The sequence below is a fragment of the Mycobacterium sp. NGS59 genome (genome assembly GCF_059812345.1).
The window spans coordinates 145,425-163,345 of the sequence record NZ_JCALCN010000003.1; the positions used below are offsets into that span (position 1 = coordinate 145,425).

At 68.2% G+C, this 17,921-nt stretch carries 5 protein-coding genes; 1 reads left to right on the forward strand and 4 read right to left on the reverse strand.

Annotated features, from left to right (window positions below):
- Nucleotides 1–9 precede the first annotated feature (9 nt).
- Genes AC5Y46_RS05800 through AC5Y46_RS05815 form a run of 4 tightly spaced genes read right to left on the reverse strand, consistent with a single transcriptional unit; the run spans nt 10 to nt 16,404 of the window.
- A complete protein-coding gene (locus AC5Y46_RS05800; protein WP_499990355.1) occupies nt 10–1,038 on the reverse strand; it encodes a Gfo/Idh/MocA family oxidoreductase in 1,029 nt (342 codons plus the stop codon).
- Nucleotides 1,035–2,081 (reverse strand): saccharopine dehydrogenase NADP-binding domain-containing protein, encoded by a 1,047-nt coding sequence (locus AC5Y46_RS05805; RefSeq protein WP_499990358.1) that lies wholly within the window; start codon nt 2,079–2,081, stop codon nt 1,035–1,037. The genes AC5Y46_RS05800 and AC5Y46_RS05805 overlap by 4 nt, the downstream gene beginning before the upstream one ends.
- Nucleotides 2,063–7,498, reverse strand: coding sequence for a non-ribosomal peptide synthetase (locus tag AC5Y46_RS05810; RefSeq protein WP_499990359.1), 5,436 nt, complete (start codon nt 7,496–7,498; stop codon nt 2,063–2,065). Before AC5Y46_RS05810 ends, AC5Y46_RS05805 begins: the two co-directional genes overlap by 19 nt.
- On the reverse strand, nt 7,495–16,404 hold the full coding sequence (locus AC5Y46_RS05815) for an amino acid adenylation domain-containing protein (protein WP_499990360.1): 8,910 nt from the start codon (nt 16,402–16,404) through the stop codon (nt 7,495–7,497). Before AC5Y46_RS05815 ends, AC5Y46_RS05810 begins: the two co-directional genes overlap by 4 nt.
- Nucleotides 16,405–16,704: 300 nt before the next feature.
- On the opposite strand from AC5Y46_RS05815, the gene gjpA reads away from it, so the two are divergent.
- The gene (gjpA, locus tag AC5Y46_RS05820) at nt 16,705–17,901 is read left to right on the forward strand and encodes an outer membrane porin GjpA (RefSeq protein WP_499990362.1); all 1,197 of its coding nucleotides are present in this window, start codon (nt 16,705–16,707) and stop codon (nt 17,899–17,901) included.
- The last annotated feature ends 20 nt before the right edge of the window (nt 17,902–17,921 follow it).

Consider the following 17,921-nt stretch of genomic DNA (forward strand, 5'->3'; position numbering starts at 1 on the left):
ACGGCACCGTCACGGGGCCGTCAACTCCGACGCCGTGATCTCTCGCGGTGGCGTCGGATCCAGTGCGGCAGCGGGTCCGATGGCGGAGGTGAAGTCCGACCACAACCGGGCCGCGCGAATGAAGCGCTGCGAGATCAGGCCGCGAGAACGCTGGATCGACTCGACGAAGTCAGTCGCCGCCAGCCGGATTGCGTCCGGCCACAACTCGTTTCGCACCCACGCGGCGGTGGGCTGGTATGCGGTGCCGACGAGTTGGGCGATCGGCACCTCGGCCCCGCCCGCGTCGGCATGCGGGCGTCGATGCCAGTGGGTGGATCCATGGGTATGGGCCAGGACCAGTTCGCCGGCATCGGACCCGGCGGTGATGGTATGCATCAACCGCGCGTAGTTGTCGGGGTCATCGGCGCACAGTTCGTTCTGGATCAGCACGTCCACTGTGACGTCGCCGAGGACGACGCGGCCCGCGACGAAGGCGCTGGGCGGGCCTTCCGTGGGTTGCGGCACCGTGATCCGTGCCGGAGTGAGCGGGCCGAGGAAGGTGCTCAGGAGGGTGAACAGCGGATAGGCGACGTGAACCGACGATCGGGCATGCACGTAGCGGATGGGCGACAGCCCGTCGAGACGCTGTGCGGCGGCGATGAATTGGCGCATCGGTGCGATGCGGCTGTAGAAGTCGTTGACGGCGTAGGTCGTCGAGTGCGCTTTGGCGACCCGCAGCAGCGACAGCATCTCGTCGGCGTGCACCGGTTGTTCCTGCATGACGTGGATGCCTCGGGTGAGCAATTGCGCACTGATCCGGGTGCCGTCGCCGCCCACCACACCGGCGCGCACCACCACGAACGCGACGTCGACCGGCGGCAGACTGTCCAGATCCGTATACAGACGCAGTCCCAGGCCGTCCGCCACTCGTGCGGAGGCCCCAGAGCCGTTGGCCACCAAGCCGATCAGCTCGACCGGTGAACTCGGCGCCGTCAAGGCTTCGGCGTAGACCGCACCGAAAGTCGCTCCGACGACGAGTGCTCGCGGCCGCTGCGTCACAGGCAACCCTCCTCGATCAGCGGCGGCGCCCCGGCCGATGTCAATTCCGCCTGCGGCACGGCGTCGATCATGAAATTCAGTGCCTGCCAGGGCTCCTCGATGCGCCAGAACGCGCGGGCACCCGCCGGCATGTCCGCGACCCGCAGGGCTGCGAATGCTGTCAGCGCACCCGTCACGCGGTAGCTGTCCGGACAGCTGAAGGCGACGGTGGTCGGGCCCGCGGTCGCGACGATCGCGAAATACGGTCGGCGCCCGAACAGATCCAATCTGGCCGCCGACAGCACCTCCGCCGGGCCGCATGATTGTTGGTTGTCCAGGGCCAGTAACTGCATCGCACGCGTGGTGTGCGCCCCGTCGAACACGTTGAGCCAACACAGATTGCCCATGTCGAGATGCGCTGCCACGGCCATTGTTTCGGCATCCAGATGCGGGTGGACGCTGGCCGATCCCGGGAAGAACCGCGCTGGGGCGGGCTCGCAGTCGCTACGGCCGATCCGGCGGACCGCCCCGTCGCAGAGTGCGGCGCCGGGGTGGCTGTCCGTGTCGTGCAGGCTGGCCAGATATTCGAGCACCGACGCCTCGGTCAGCGGTTGCAGTCCGCCGCACCAGACGGTGACCGGTTGTCGCCCGTCGAGCAACCGCAACAACAATCCGGACAACCCGGGCTGCACACCGGTCTGCAGGAGGATGGGAACCGTTGCCGTCGTGAGCCGGTCGAGCAGCGCTGAGTCACCACCCGGGTCGACGTAGGGCACCCCGGCTGCGACGGCGACAGCGGCCACCTGAGCGCTGAGTTGTCGTGACGGCCCGGCGCAGTTGATCACGACATCGCACCCCGCGACGACATCCGCCACCGCCGACAGGTCAGTGAGGTCGACCACGGCCGTGTCGACATCGGATCCCGCCTCGCGCAGCCGTCCCTCGTCTCGACCGGCAAGCAGCACCGATGTGTCACTGTCCCGCTTCAGGACCTCCAGGCAACTGCGGCCGACCGCGCCGGTACTGCCGAACAGCAGGACCCGTTTCACGGGCCGGGCGTCCACGAGTCCACCAACATCGCGGCGACGGACCGCGCGTTGTCGCCAGTGAGACAATCGAAGTGGTCGCCGTCGATGTCGCTGATGGTCAGCTCGCCCAGGCAGTAATCCGCCCAGAACGCGGTCATGTCTTCCTGCAGTGTCGGCAGGAAATGGATGTCGCCGCGCTGCCGCAGGAAATGGATGTCGCCGAGGAACGGCTCGGCCGCTCCGTGCACGACGGCCCGCAGGCTGTGCACGAAGCTCGTGCGCAGTTCGCGCAGAGACTCGACGTCCCAGGACTCACCCAGCACGCCGGATTCGGCCAGCAGCTCGAGCCTCGGGTCACCGGCTTGCGCGCTGCGCTGCAGGCATTCAGCGAGCACGGGTTCGGCGACGCTGCGCAGGGCGCCGGCTGGTATCACGTCGACGTAGCGGGCGCGGGCGCGGGCGAATGCGCCGCGGACCGCGTCGTCGTCGACTTGCAGGCCGAGGACTTCCGGTGCCACGCCGAGGATTTGCGCAAAACAGTAATCGAGGACGTCATCGTCCTCGACGTCCATCGGGACGCGGTAGGAGCTGACCACGGTCACGGGGCCGACGTCGATGCCCGACTCCTCCAGGCACTTGGCTATCTCGGCGGCCAGCAGACCCCCCATGCAGTAGCCGAGCAGATGGACCTTGCGGGGTGCCAACGCGACGATCGGCGCGCAGTATCGCGCGGCTAACGTGGTGAACAACTCCGCAGGTTCGATCCTGCAGTAACCGTCCCCCGGAACCCGTTGCAGCCCATACAAATCGATGATACCGGCCGCGCTCAGGTGTGGAATCAGATGATGGTAGGGGGCCAGTCCCCCGCTGCCGTCGTGCACGCACACCACCAGCTCGGCACCGCGGAGGAGTCCTTGGCCCGCACCGAGGTAAACCAGGGGCGAGACGCGCGACGGCTGCTCCGGCGGGCTCGGCGCCGAACGCGGTGCGCGTACCGCGTCGGCGGCCGCGGCGAGGGTGGAGTCGGAGACCATCGCGCGCAGCAGGTCGTCCCAGGCCAACCCGGCGGCTTCGGGGACCTCGCGACGGATCCGGGCGATCGCCTGCGCCATCAGCAGTGAGTCACCGCCCAAGAGGAAGAAGTCCGAGGCCGGCGTCAGAGCTTGACGTTCCAGTCCGAGCACCGATCCCCAGATCTCGGCGATGCGAGATTGCATGCCGTCCAGGTCTTCTGGTCGTCCCGCAGTCGCCAGTCCACCGGCGCGACCCGCGGATCGAAGGGTCTCGAGTTCTGCCGTCACCGCCGTCCGGTCGATCTTTCCGTTGGCGGTGAGCGGCAATGCGGGTAGGCAGATGATCTGTTGCGGCACCAGGTAACTCGGCAGCACCTGCCTTGCCCGCTGGGTCACGTCCGCCGTCCGCAGCGCGTGAGCGGTGGAGGCGGTATCGCACCAGAAGACGTGTTGGCCCAGCCAGCCAAGCGGGTGTTCCGGGGGCGGGAAGGTCTGCACGTCGCCGAACGGCGACCGTTCGAGAGCGTTGCGCCACTGCGTGTATGACAGAAACGCGGCGTTGGTCCCGGCTCGCGCGTCGGTGAAGCCGTGCAGGCCCTCCTTGAATTCCATCGAGATCATCAGCGGGTGGTTGACCGCTGTGGCGTCGATGAAGACCAGCGCTCCCCCGGGTGCCAGGAGCAGGTCCAGCCGGTTGAGTGTGGCGTCGATGTTTGTCGCGTTGTGCAGCACGTTGGCAGCGACGATGACGTCGAACGAACCGGGCGGAAAGCCCTGCTCTGCGGCCGAGTGGTTGACGTCGAGCATCCGGTAGTCGATGAAGTCGTGCTCGGCGAACTGCTGGCGGGCGCGGACGAGGAAGAAGTTCGACACGTCGGTGAAGGTGTAGCGCACGGGGTAGGGCGCGAGCGCGGTCACCAGTCCCGCGCTGGTGCCGCCGACACCGGCCCCGACTTCCAGTACCCGCAACGGTCGCTCCGGCATTGCTCGGCTCGCGCGGCTTGCGACGCCGGACACGACCAGGCTGTTGGTGTACCGGCTGAGCAGGTTGTCGCGGTAGGCGGCCGTCGCGGTGTCAACCGTCCCCTCGCGAAACAGCAACCCGAGCGGATCGACGGTGCCGGCGAGCAACCCGGGAAGGTTCTCGACGCATTCGCCCACATATGCGAGCAGGTCGTCGCCGTAGTCCACGGCCGCACCCAACTCGCGTGCCCGCTGCCAGGCCACGGCGCAGTCCGAAAGTTCGTGGAAATCTTCGAGTTCCAGGATGAATCCCGGGTGTCGCGTCACCCGCCTCTCGTCGACGAGCGCATCCAGCCAGCGTTGGAACAGCCGCTGCAACCGGTCGGGCACCGAGAGCCGGCGCGCCAGTTCGTCGACGGGGACCCGTTCGCGCGGGCTCATTGCGGTGGCCAGCACCGCGCACATGCTGTCCAGTGCGGCCGCCCGGGCTGACGCAGCGAACCGCAGGATCGCCCCGGTGTCCAGGTCGGCGAGCTGGTGGTGGTGTGCCTTCTCCATGTCGCGCCGGATCGCCGCTGCGAGGCAACGGCGTTCGGACAACTCGTCGTCTGCCGCGGCGTCGGGGACCACTGCGGCCGCGAGGATCCGATCCTGCGGTGCCTGACCGAGCGCCGCGCTCAACGCGGTCCGCACTCCCGGCAGGTTGCACAGCGCCGAGTCCACCTCCGCCAGTTCGATGCGGTGGCCGCGAATCTTGACCTGGTTGTCGCGACGGCCGAGCAGTTCGATCACGCCGTCGTCGATGAGCCTGCCGTAGTCGCCGGTCCGGTACAGTCGCTCGCCGCTGACCGGGTGTGTGATGAACGCTGTCGCGGTGCGGGAGGGATCGCTGAGGTAACCCTGCGCGAGACCCGTTCCGCCGATGTGTATCTCACCGACCTGCCAGGGTGCGGCCGGCTCGCCTCGGTGGGTCAGCACGTGCACACTCTGGTTGCGCATCGCGGTACCGTACGGGACGCTGCGCGCGTACCGTCGTGCCTGCATCGGGTGGCAGATCGACCAGATCGCCGCCTCGGTCGCCCCGCCGAGGCTGAGCATCGACGCCCGCGGCGCCAACGCGGCGATCTGTTTGGGCTGGGACACCGGGATCCAGTCCCCCGACAGCATGACGTGGCGCAGCGACGGCAACGTCGCCCGCCGGTCGACGTGGTCCAGTAGCAGTTGCATCTGCGCGGGAACCGAATTCCACACGGTGACACCGTGTGCCGAGATCGCGTCGAGCCAGGCCTGCGGATCGTTACCGCCGGCCGCGAACACCAGGGTGCCCCCGGCGGCCAATATCCCGAAGATGTTGTAGACGGACAGGTCGAAGGTGTGCTGCGACACGGCGAGCACCGCATCGGTCACGCAGATGCCCAGTCGATCGTTGACGTCGGCCACGGTGTTGAGTGCGGCTCGGTGACTCACCATGACGCCCTTGGGAATTCCGGTCGATCCCGACGTGAAGATGACGTAGGCCGTGTCGTCCGGTTGCGCCCGATCCGGTGGTGGCGCCGTCCGGGCCAGCCAGGCTGCCGGGTCGGCCAGCAACCGCTCGATCGGTCCGCCGGGTTCGCACACCACAGCGGGTGAACACTGTTCGCTGAGCTGCGCGATCCGGCGCTCCGGCCACGTCACGTCCAGCGGGACGTAGGCGGCGCCGGCCAGCATGGTGCCCAGGATCGCCGCCACCTGAGTTCGCCCTTCCGGCAAGCGGATTGCGACATGATCACCGGAGTCCACACCGGCCGCCGACAACTCGGCGGCGACCGACGAAGCGGCGGCCAGCAATTGCGCATAGGTGGTGGACTGATCCCCGTGCCTGATCGCCACCGCCTGCGGCGTCCGGGCCGCGTGCTGCAGAAACCCCGAGTGCAGCAAGGCGTTCGGCGCAGCCCGCACCGAGGTGGGCGCCGGCGCGGTTGCGGGCAGCACCGGCCGGTCCCAGGCCGGCGGGTCGGTGCTCAGGGTTTCCAGCACGGCGCGAAAGTCGGCGAACGCGCGGTCGAGCACCTCGGGGGCGATCCCGTCGTCGCGGGTGTCCCAGTTGATCTCACACGCACCGTCGAGCGCGAAAACCTGGCAATCCAACAGCACTTGGGGGGTCTGGCTCAGTCCCCGGCCCGGTATGGGACGCAGGAACGACGATTCGGCGCTCACGCCGGCACCCAGCGTGGAGGTGAGCACGACGGGCGAGAGTTCGCCGCGGGTTTCGTCACCGTGCGCCAGCATGCGCGCGACGTCCACCCCGCTGACACCGGCATGATCCATATCGTCGAACAACCGACCGCCGATCACGCGCAGCAAGTCGGCGAACGTGCGCTGCCCGCCGACGTCGACTTCCAGCATGCTGGTGCCGGTGAAATCCCCGACCAGTCGGCCGACCTCGGGGGTGAAGAGCTGACGAGTCATGGTCGTCAGGGTCAGCGAGAAGTGGTCGCGGTCACCGTAGCGGCCCAGCACCGAGCTGAACGCGGCGGCGATCGCGACGCTGGCGGTGCCGCCGTGTGCTGTCGCGTGCCGGGTGAAGGCAGCGAATTCGTCTGCCGGCAACCGCATCGACCGTCGCGTAAAGCTCGGCGCTACTTCGGCCTCGGGCGCGGACGGCAACAGCGGCAACGTAATCGGCGGCGGCAGCTGGTCGAGCCGGGCCCGCCAGTAGTCCAGGTCTCGTTGCCGCCGGTGCGATCCGGCGGCCGACTCACGGTAGCGGATCACATTGAGCAGGTAGTCGCGGAAGCTGAAACCTGCTGCGGGGGGAGTGTATTCCGGGTCCAGCAGACAGTGCCCGAAGTCGGTCATCAAGAGGAAGATGCTGACGAAGTCGGCGATCAACAGGTCCACCGACACGTGCAGCACGGTGTCTTCCGGACCGATCGTGACCACGACGTCATACATCGGGCCGTCGCCCAGCGGGTAGGTGCGCTGCGCGAGTTCGTCGGCGACACGGGCGCGTTCGCCGGCGATGTGCCGACTGTCGGTGCTCTCCCGGATGGCGATGCCGTCGGTCAGGTCCGGCTGGATGACTTGGTAACCGTCGGGGTGCACGACGCAGCGCAACATGTCGTGGGCCTCGACGACCTTGCGCCACGCGGTCCGATAGGACTCGGCGCTCGGTGTCGCGACACTGCGGTCCACGGTGAACTCCGCATAGCCGTGACAGCCGACACCACCCCACCGGAACGCCGACGTGCGGCCCACCGCATAGGCCGCCTGCACGTCGGTCAGCGGGAACGGCTCGAACCTGTCCTGCGGCGCCCGAACCACTTCCGTCTCGCTCGTCAGCGCCGCGATGACGTCGGCTTTGGCCGCGGACAGTTGCGCCTTCAGATCCGCGCCGAGGACGCCCTGGGGCGCCCGGAAACGCAGGTTCTCGCCGTCGACCCAGAGCTGTACGCCGACGCTGCGCACCCGGTCGATCAGCTCGGCGACGCTCACAGCACGCCCTCTTCGAAGTCCGCCTCGGCCGCGCTCGCCGCCAGAGCCGTCCTGAGACTGCGGGCGAAGTCCCCGATCACCGGATGCTCGAACAGCAACCGTAGCGTCGCGGTGCCGGCCACCTCCCGGCTCAGCTGCTCGACCACTCGCGTGGCGGCAACCGAATCGCCACCGAGCTGAAAGAAGTTGTCGTGCGCCTCGACCCGCGGCCTGCCCAGCGCCGCAGCGCAAATCGTCAACACGCGTTCGTCGAATTCGTCGCGTGGGTCGTCCTGCGCCGACGCGCCGCAGGCGACGGCCGCGGCCATGGCGCTGACCATCGCCTCGAGGTTGCACCGTGCCACCTCCGCGGGGATCGCCTGCGTGACGAAGTCCCACGACAGCGCCAACGATCCGGCCTTCTCCCACATCTGGAAGTCGAGCACCGTCTGCGGTGTCTGAGAGAGGCCGAATGTCATTGCGCCGAAATCGAATCCCGATGCGGCGGCCGTATCGAGCAGGCCCAGCCCACTGGTGAACACGACCGGGAAGACCGCGTCCGACGGCCGGCCGTGGTGGCGCAGCAGTTCTCGCTGCAGCCATATTCCGTCCGCAACCCGGTGCGACAGATCGGTGATCAGTTGCCGCTGCAGCCGACGAGCTTGCTCCCAGATCGACAGGGTCGCATCGACATTGCATTCCACCAGCAGTAGCGAGGTGAAGTCACCGATGACGTCCTCGATCCCGGGGACACCCGGGTCGCGGTCGAACAAGGTGACGTTGACGCAGAAGTGGGTGGTGGCCGTCCACTGCGCGAGCACTCGGGCGTAATTGGCCAGCAGGAAGGAGGCCGGGGTGACCTTTTCACTCCGGCAAGCCGCACCGATGCGCTGCCAGTCCGGCGCGGCGACAACGGCTTCCACTCGTTCGAACACCGGTGTGCCGACGTCGAAGAGCACCGACATGGGCGCCAAGGGGGGCGCGGGCGGCAGCGTCGGCAACCGCGCCCGCCAGTAGTCACGGCTTGCGGCCAGCTGCGGCAACGCGGTTTCGTCCGCGTCGGGCGACAACTCGGGATGGGTGCGCAGGTAGTCGGCGAAAGTCGTCTTCAACGCCGGCAATTGATCGCTGGTGCCGCCGCGGTAGAGATAATCCAGCTGCGCCAGCGTGATCATCATGCTGGTCCCGTCGAGCATGACGTTGTCCATGCTGATACCCACGATGCTGCGCCCGTCGCCGCCCACCTGCACGCCGAAGTCGATCCCGGGTCGCGTCGCGATGTTGATCACCTGGTCACGCATTCGTGCCCGCACGTCGTCGTAGTCGTGCACGACGGGTTCGATCGGCGCCGCGTGCACGATTGCCGTCGTCGCGGATGCCACCGTGGTGCGCAGTCCGGGGTGGTGCGCGACAAGTCGACGTGCGGCGGCGTCGAATCTCGGCCGGTCGAACCCGGTTGTCTCGAACTCGAAGTAGCAGTGCGCCGCTACGCCGCTGAGCATGAACCCGCCTTGCCGTCCGGCCAGATATGCCCGCTGCACGGCGGTCAGCGGAAACTCGGCACCCTGGTCGGCCTGGGGCCGGGGTGTCTGCCGCACCGGTTCCGGCGCTGCGGGTACGCCGGCGTGCGCGGCGAGTTCGCCGAGTACCGGGTAGTTGAACAGGTCGACGAGGGCCAGACTTGTGAACCCGGCGGCGCGTAGCTCGGCATAGACCCGGGTCGCCACCAGGCTGTCGCCGCCGAGCAGGAAGAAGTCGTCGGTGGCGGCGGGCGCCGCGGCGATGTGCAAGTGCCGCTGCCAGACCCCGGCTATCTGGGCCAGCACGGCTTCGTCAGCGCCAGTGACGGTCTTCGTGACGGCCCTTGGCTGTGCCCGGTGGGCAAGGTCCGCGGCTTGCGGTCGAGGCAGCCGCGGCTGCTGGTCGGCGACGAGCGTCAGGCCCGGGCCGTCCTGCACCATTTGCGTTGGTCGCCAACGGCTTTGGGCGACGAACCGCCACCACTGGTCCGGGGCGTGCAACGAGCCCGGCGTGAGCAGCGCCGGGTTGAGCACGGCGGCGCCGGCCAGTGTCGCCGGGGTGACTTCGCAGACCTCGGCCACCCACAGCCAGCCGCCCTCGGTCACCGGGAGCGCATCGAGGATCGTCGCGGGTTCGGGCAGTTGGTGCAACGAGCCGCAGCAGAGCACGACATCCACGGCGGGCGCACTGCTCGGTGACGTGACGGGCACGGTCTGCAGTTCTCGGCCGGCAGCGATCTCGGCCAGCACCGGATTCGGTTCGTAGCAAAAGTATTCGTCGAGGACCGCACCGACCGACGCTGTGATTCGTCGGGTGATCAGACCGGTCCGGGAGCCGATTTCCAGGAGGCGTAGCCGGCGGCCGAGTCGGCGGGCATGCCCGAAGATGCGTTCGGTCAGCTCGTCGAGGGCCCGTTGCAGCCGCTCGTCGGCCAGCAGCATCACCTCGGGGGCGAGTTGCGGGTCGCCGATCAGCGTCTGCGGTGACGCCGCTCCGGTGACGATGTCGGCCAGTCGCCGCGACGCCCGCCGCACGTCGTGCGCCGGGTTCGGCGCGTATTCCCGCCAGCGTCGCACCAGCTGCGCATACTCCGGGCGGATCCGCTCAGAGTCACACAGACCCGCTGCCTCGGCAATCACCGCAGCGGCCCAACAGGATTCGGCGACGGTCTCTTCGACCTGACCGGCATGCCGGCGCACCGCGCGCTCGAAATGTGCAAACGCCGCCGCCAGCGGTTGATCGGCCACCATACCGGCCGCGATGTCCCAGCTGATCCGGGCACCACCCTGGTCGTCCTCGACCTGACAGTCCAACCAGATCCCGGGTGTCTGGGTCAACGAGCGGACACTCACCAGCTCCGCCCGCCCAGCCGGAATGAGGCCCAGCGTGCTGGTGAACACGACCGGATAGCCGGTCGAATCGGCCGAGCGCAGCGCGGCCAGCTGGCCGGTGGCATCCGTGCTGTTGCCGACCGCACGCCACAGCTGTTGCTGCGCGGTGCTTACCGCTTCCGGCGAGCCCGGCTGAACGACGCGATAATCGGTGTCGCACAGCGCCAATCGGGTGAAGTTGCCAAGCACCTCGCGATCGGTCGGCGCATAGTCGGGTCGGTGTGAGACCGGGACGACAACGGCGAACTGCTCGCCCGCGCCGATCGAATGCAGCGCGTCGGTGAACGCTTCGAAGATCAGCGCGGTGGGGGTCACGCCCTGTTGCGCTGCCTGATCACGCAGCTCGGCGAACTCCCGCGGGCGCAGGTTGAAGCTGCGACGTTCGAAACGGGTCGGCGTGGCGGGGTCACGGCCGGTAAGCGGCAGCACCGGCGGCGCGCTGAATCCCTCGGCGACAGGCATGGTTTCGGTGACGAAGCGCGCGAAGACGTCGACGGACGGATCGACCGGTCTCGGCCGCGGATCCTGTTGATAGTCGGCGACGATCGTCGCGATCACGGTGGCTAGGCTGCGGGCGTCCAGGCTCAGGTAGTTGACCAGCAGACCGACATGGCGCGACGAGCCGGACAGCGCGTAACTCCGGATCGCCGGGACCGCCCGGGGATCGAACGACTCGTCCGCCATGTGGCGCAGCAACGCGTCCGGGTCGGACCCGGCGACCGTGACCAGGGCCACCGGTCCGACGTCGGTATGTACGCGTTGGCTGGTGTCGGACTCCAATGCGCAGCGCAGCACCGCGAATTCGTCGACGCAGCGGCTGACGGCGGCGGCGAAGCGGTCCAGCTCGACGTGGTCGGTCTCCAGAACGACGGCGAAAGATGTTGGTGCGCGGGTACTCCCCCGGAGACCGGCGCTGCCCAGCACATACGCCTGCTGCAGTCGGGTCAGCGGGAATTCGCTTCGGCTCACCGCCACGTGATCTCGGATCGGCCGTTCACCGAGAACACAGATCGAGCTGAACTCGCCGAGGGTCTGCCGGCCGAGCAACTGGCCCACGTCTGCGCCGAGCACCCCTCGTCGGCGCAGCTGCGCGGCGACTTGGGTGGCGCGCAGGCTGTCGCCACCGCGGGCGAAGAAGTTGTCGTCGCGCCGGGTGATCGGGGTGCCCAGCACCTCGGACCACACGTCTGCCACCTGCTGTTCGACAACGCTCAACCCGCTGCCCGTCGGGTCGGTCGACACCGCCGCGAAGGTCTCGACTTCCAGTGCGGCGCAACGCCGGTCGACCTTGCCGTTGTCGCTGAGGGGAAGTGCGGCCCGGCAGACGAAGGACTTCGGGATCATGTACTGCGGCAGCTGGGACGCGAGGTACCGGCGCAGCGCCGCCACTTCCGCATCGGTGAATTCGGTGGCGCTGCAGACCAGCACGGCGCCCAGCGCGGTGTTGGTGTGAATCGGCACCACCGCGGCCGCCTCGATCTGCGGGTATCCGCGCAGCACGTGCTCGATCTCGCCGCATTCCACGCGGTGGCCGTTGATCTTGACCTGTGCGTCTATGCGACCCAGGAATTGCAATGTGCCGTCGTGCCAATAGCAGCCAAGATCACCGGTGCGGTACCAGCGCTGTCCCGCCTCGTCCACCACGAACCGCTCGGCGGTCATTTCGGGCGCATGGTGATAGCCCCGCGCGAGACCCGCCCCGCCGATCCACAATTCTCCTGCGACGTAGTCGGGTCTGTCGCCACCCGATTCGTCGACCACCCGGAATCTCTGATTGGACAACGGATATCCGTAAGGTACGGAAGCCCAGTCGGGGTCGACGTCGGACACGACGAATTCGTTCGACCAGATCGAGGCCTCGGTCGCACCTCCCATCGCGACCAGGCGCGTATCCGGGGCCGCCCGGCGCAGCCGGTCCGGCATGTCCAGCGGGATCCAGTCGCCGGACAACAACACCGTCCGTAAACCGGGCATCGCCGCGGCGCGGTCCCCCGCCGCGATCAGCAGCATGTCGAGTAGGGCGGGCACGGAATTCCACACGGTGACATTGAATTCCGTCAGCATCGCGTTCCAGCGGAACGCGTCGCGGCGGGACTTCTCCGAGATGACCACGACGGCGGCGCCACAGCTGAGCGGGCCGAAGATGTCGTAGACACTGAGGTCGAAGTCCAGCGCGGACACCGCAAGCAGTGTGTCGGTGTCCCCGATCCTGTTGCGGCGGTTGACGTCGACGATGGTGTTCAGCGCCGACGCGTGCGAGATCAGCACGCCTTTGGGTGCACCGGTGGAGCCCGATGTGTAGATGACGTAGGCCGTGTCGTCCGGGTGCACGGTAACCGGCTGCACCGGAGCGGAGCGGAGCATCGACTCGATGTCCTCGGACCGAATCAGCCCCGACATACCCGACAGCGAACGGATCCGGGAGAACCTCTCGGCGGGCTGCTCCACACCGACCGGTAGGTAGCTGCAGCCGGCCATCAACACTCCGAGCACGGCGACCACCTGGGCGGGGCCCTTGGGTAATTGAATGCCGATGACGTCCCCGGGCGCATGCCGGACGGCCAGCGCCCCGGCGACCCGTCGTGCCTGTTCGTCGAGCGCACCGTAGGACATGTAGGTGGACGAGCGGGCGATCGGATCGCCGTCTGTGTCGAATTCTTCTGCGGCCCAGCGCAATGCTACCCGGTCCGGATCCAGCTCGGCCTGTCGCCGGAAAGCGTCGTAGAGCAGGCCAGGTGGCCGCGGAGCGGCGGTGGCGTTGCGTTGCCGACGCACCAGCCGGGACCGTTGCGGGAGATCGATGGTGACCCGCGCGGACCAGTCGCGGGTGCCGAGACTTCGAAGCAGGTCGACGTAAGCGCCGAACATGTCGTCGACGACATGGGGCGGGAAACAGCCCGCGCGGTAGTCCCACGACACGATCAGGTCCCCGCCCAGCGCGCCGATCTGGTTGTCGATGATCACCTGCGGAGTCATCGAGGTCACTTCGCCGACGGATCCCAATGTCGCCATGTCACTTTGGCGCAGCACGGTGGTGCCGGCGGCGTAGGTGAACACGACGGGCGCCAGGCCGCTGTGGCCGGTTCCCGCCCGCAGCTGAGCCTCCAGCAGTGCGGTGGATTCGGCTGCGCGCAGTGCCGCGCGCAGGCCGTGTTGGGCGCCTCGCGCGGCGGCGGCGAATGCGGTCGGTCGATCCGGCCCCGTGCGGTAGAGGTGGGTCTTGGTGAAATCGCCGACCACATCCGGGATGTCGGCGGGGCGACCGAATGTCGTCACGTTGATCAGGAAGTCGTCGGTGGCGCTCCAGTGTCCCAGCACTGTTGCATAGGCGGCCAGGAACGCCGCGGCACGGGTCACGTCGTGCCGCACGCAGGCCCGGTCGAGGGCCGCGATCTCGTCGGCGGGCACCAGGTGTTGCCGGCGGCGGAAGGAGATGGCGCGTTCGCCGGCACGGGGCAGCTGCGGGCCCTCCGGGAGTGGATCGACGGCACCCGACAACGCCGGCGCCGACGCTGACACACCGAAACCGAAAGGAACAAAAGGCAATTCGTCGCCGCGGTACAGGGCCGCCAGATCGCGCAACAGAATACCGATGCTGGTCAGGTCGGCGATGATGAGATCGACGGCGAAGTGCAGGATGCACCCGTCTGGCAGGCGGGTCAGTTCCACCCGCCAGTTGTCTCCGCGCTCGACGTCGAACTTGTGGCTGCGCAATCGGTCGCGGATCTCGGCCAGCTGCGTGGCGTCGGCGAGTTCGTGTACCCGCAGTGGTGGGTGGATGATGTCGGGCGCGATGCGGCATCGGGAGGCATCGGGAAAGCTGCTGCGCAGCATCGGATGCCGGCGTGCCAGTGCGGTCAGTGCGGTGTCGAGCCGGGCCGGGTCGATGGTCGCGCCGCTGAGTTCGAAGTAGGTCTGGCAGCCGACCCCGCCCAGGGGCTGCTGCGCGCCGCGGCCGATCCAGTAGGCGCGTTGCAGCGCCGTGGTAGCGAGGGTGTCGGATGCGGCAGATCGCGGCGGGGGCAAGGTGGGGGCGGTGTCGTAGATCCGTTGCCAGTTGCCCAACTTCGGTTCGGCGTACAGGGCGGCGAAGTCCAGCTGCCGGGACCGGGTCGCCGCCCATTCGACAACCTGAGCGGTCATCATCGAGGTCAGCCCCAGCCCGATCAGATCGACATCGGCGCCAAGGGTCTGCACACCGAGCAATCCCGCCACAAACCCGGCCAATTCGGACACCGGACTTTCGGCTTCCGACGACACCGAAAGCTTTTGCACGATCTCGAATTCGCCGGCGTCAAGCATGTCCAGCGTCTTGCGGCGCCTGATCTTCCCCGACGTCGTCCTGGGCAAGACGCGGGGGTGCACCCAGATGATGCGCTCCGGGGCGGTCTGGTGCACCGCGAGAATCCTGCGTCGCAGCACCCGGCTGAAATCTGCGAGATCTGCTGCGGGAACGTCGGTTTCCGCCACCAGCCACCAGTGCTCGGAGCCTTGGGGCTGTACGGCGCAGGCGCCGCCGCTCGCGATGCCGCAACGCGCCTGTTCGGCGGTCGACTCGAGGTCGTTCGGGAAGTAGTTGCCGCCACCGACGATGATCAGATCCCGGTAGCGTCCGCAGATGTACAGTTCGTCGCCGCTGCGGAATCCGGCGTCACCGGTGCGCAGGTATGGCCCGCGGCCGTCGGTGGTGGTGGCGCCGAACGTTTCCGCGGTTTGTCGCGGCCGGCGCCAGTAGCCGTCCGGCAGTCCGGTGCCACTCACCCAGACTTCGCCGACTGCGCCGTCGGGCAGGACCGCGCGGCGGTCGGGGTCGACGATGCGCACCTCCCAGCCCAATGTGCTGTTGCCGCAACTGATCAGCGTGTGGGTGCGCTGGTCCGGCGCGGGCGCGGTGACCTCGACCGCCCGGCCCCGGTTCAGTTGCTCGGCATCGAAATCGGCTTGTACCCATGGACGGCGGTGGTGTGTCCCGGATACGGCCAGACCGGCCTCGGCGAGTCCGTACTGGGGCGACAGCACGTCATCGCGCAGGCCCGCCGGGCGAAACTTGGCGGCGAAGTCACGCAACGTGGCGGCACGGACGGGCTCCGCGCCGCTGACCGCCAACCGCAGACAGGACAAGTCGAGGGACTCGATCGCCGTTTCATCGAACGCCTCCAGGCACAGCCGGTATCCGAAATCCGGTGCGGCGATCCAGTTTCCGCGCACCTCGTGGACGGTCTGCAACCAGATGCGCGGGTTGCGCACGAATTCCACCGGCGGGATCAGCGTCGCGATCCCACCGGTGGCCAGCGCCAACAGCGTGCCCCAGAAGATGCCGAGATCGTGGTACAGCGGTAGCCAGCTGACCGTGTGGATGTCCTCGGGGTGGTTCCACAGCAGCCGCGCGATGTCGAGCTGATGCAGCATCGACTCGTGGGTGTTGATGATCCCCTTCGGCTCTCCGGTGGACCCGGACGAGTACTGCAGGAACGCGACCCGTCCGGGTCCGCCGGGCGCGCGCCTCGGGGCGTCGACGGCGGAGTCGGGAGTCCGCAACGCCAGCCCGTCCAGCAGCGGATCGCCGGTCAGCACATCGACGAGTTCGGCGCTGGTGTAGACGGCCGAGGGCGCGCAGTCACGCAGAATGTGCCGGGCGCGCTGCAGAAACCGTTCGGGCGCGTCGACCGTCGGCAGATACAGCGGCACCGGTACCAGCCCGGCGTCCATTGCGGCCAGAAACCCGGCCACGTAGTCGGCGTCACCGGCTTGGGCCATCACCACCCGTGACCCGGCCGGGAGATCGGCGAATGCACCGTCGCGGATCCGCCGGACACGGTCCCACAGGCGCCGGTATGTCCAGACGTCGCATCCGGTCGCGTCGACCATCCGAAGCGCGACCGCATCGGGCCGTCGCGCCGCAATGTCGGCCATCACCTCGTTCGCGCGTCGGGCCACCCCGGGGGCGCTGGACATCCGTCCGGAGGGGTCGACCGCGGTTGCCGACTGCGGGGGTCCCGTCGCCGCGAACGCCACTGTTGCACTCCTCTGGTCAGCCTCGAAGACAGACGAGCCGGCCGATTTCGGACACGTTCAGCCCTACCACACGACACCCCGCGACGCGCCTCGCGAGAGTTGACAAGCGGTAACCCTGGGTGCAAATTACTACATGCAAATCATGCGCAGGACGGGTTTCTGGGTGGCGCTGGCGACAAGTTCGAAGTTGGGCCCCACCCGGGGTGCGCTACTTCGTTGTCAGAATCGGCTCGAACATCCCGAACACGCAGACTCGCAGTCCCGCTCTTGCCGTCCTGAGTAGCCGAGGAGATCTGCCTCATGTCGTTTGTGACCGCAACAACGGAGTTGCTGCACGGCGCAACTCAGCACCTGGCAGGTCTCGGGTCGGCCCTGTCCGATGCCGCCGCGAGCGTGTCGGGTCCGACCACCGGGATCGCCGCGGCCGCCGAGGACGAGATCTCGGTGGCGATCTCTTCCTTGTTCGGCAGCTTCGGCCGGGAGTTTCAGGCCGTCAGCGTTACGGCGCAAGCCTTCCACAGCGAGTTCGTCAGCTTGCTCGGCGCGAGCGCCGGCAGCTACGCCGCGGCCGAAGCCGCCAACGCCGCGGCCGTCGCCGGCATCGACCCGCTCGCGCCGTGGCGACAGACGTTCACCACCACTGCTCGAAATGCCTTGACACTGGTCGACGCATCCCGGGAGAGCCTGGGTACCTTCGCCGGCGGTGCCGCGACCGGGTTGCGGCAGCTGACGACCAACCCCGCGGCGTTCTTCGGCAACCTGACGACCGCGGCCCAATCGGTCTTCTTGGTCGGCTCACCCCAGAACGTCGCGGAGGCGGTCATCCGCCACACCCTGGGCGGCGTCACGACCGCTACCAACGGGACCGTCATACCCCCGGAAATCGTCCCGGTCGACGATGCGCACGTCCAGGTGTACACCGGGCTGCTCGGCGACGGCTACATCCCGTCGGGTCCGGACGGTCTGTTGCTCTCGACCGTGCTCAATTTCGCCTCGTCCCCGTTCAGCGGTGTGCTGCTCGGCGCGGTCAGCCCGTTCGTCAGCCCGGGTGTGGCGCTGTGGAACAGCGCGGGCAGCATCTTCGCCGACCTCACCAACGGCAACGCGACCGCCGCCCTCGGCCACTTGATCGACACACCCGCCGGCGTCGTCAACGCCTTCTTCAACGGCGCCACCCTCAACCTCGACCCGCTGGCGCCGATCTTCAACCCGTTCGTCGAAAGCGGCTCCGCCGGTGCCGAAAAGCTCAGCGGCCTCAGCGTCGCCTTCGGCGGATTGTTCAGCCCCGGCCAGGTAGTCGACGGTCCCGGCGGACCGCTGTATCACGGGACCGGCGGCTCAGCTTTCAACGCCCTGGGACTGGATTTGGACTTCTTCCCACCCGACGACTTCGCCGGCGGCAGAATCGAGATCCCCGCCATCGGCATCGGTCCGATCGGTGCCGCCGCGGGGTTCCTCGACCTCCTCGGACACGCCCTGGGCGGTAGCCTCCGGTAGGCGCGACGAAACGTTCACGG

What these genes read in the sequence shown, in the direction of transcription:
- gjpA (WP_499990362.1), top strand. Translation starts at nt 16,705, where the DNA reads ATGTCGTTTGTGACCGCAACAACGGAGTTGCTGCACGGCGCAACTCAG.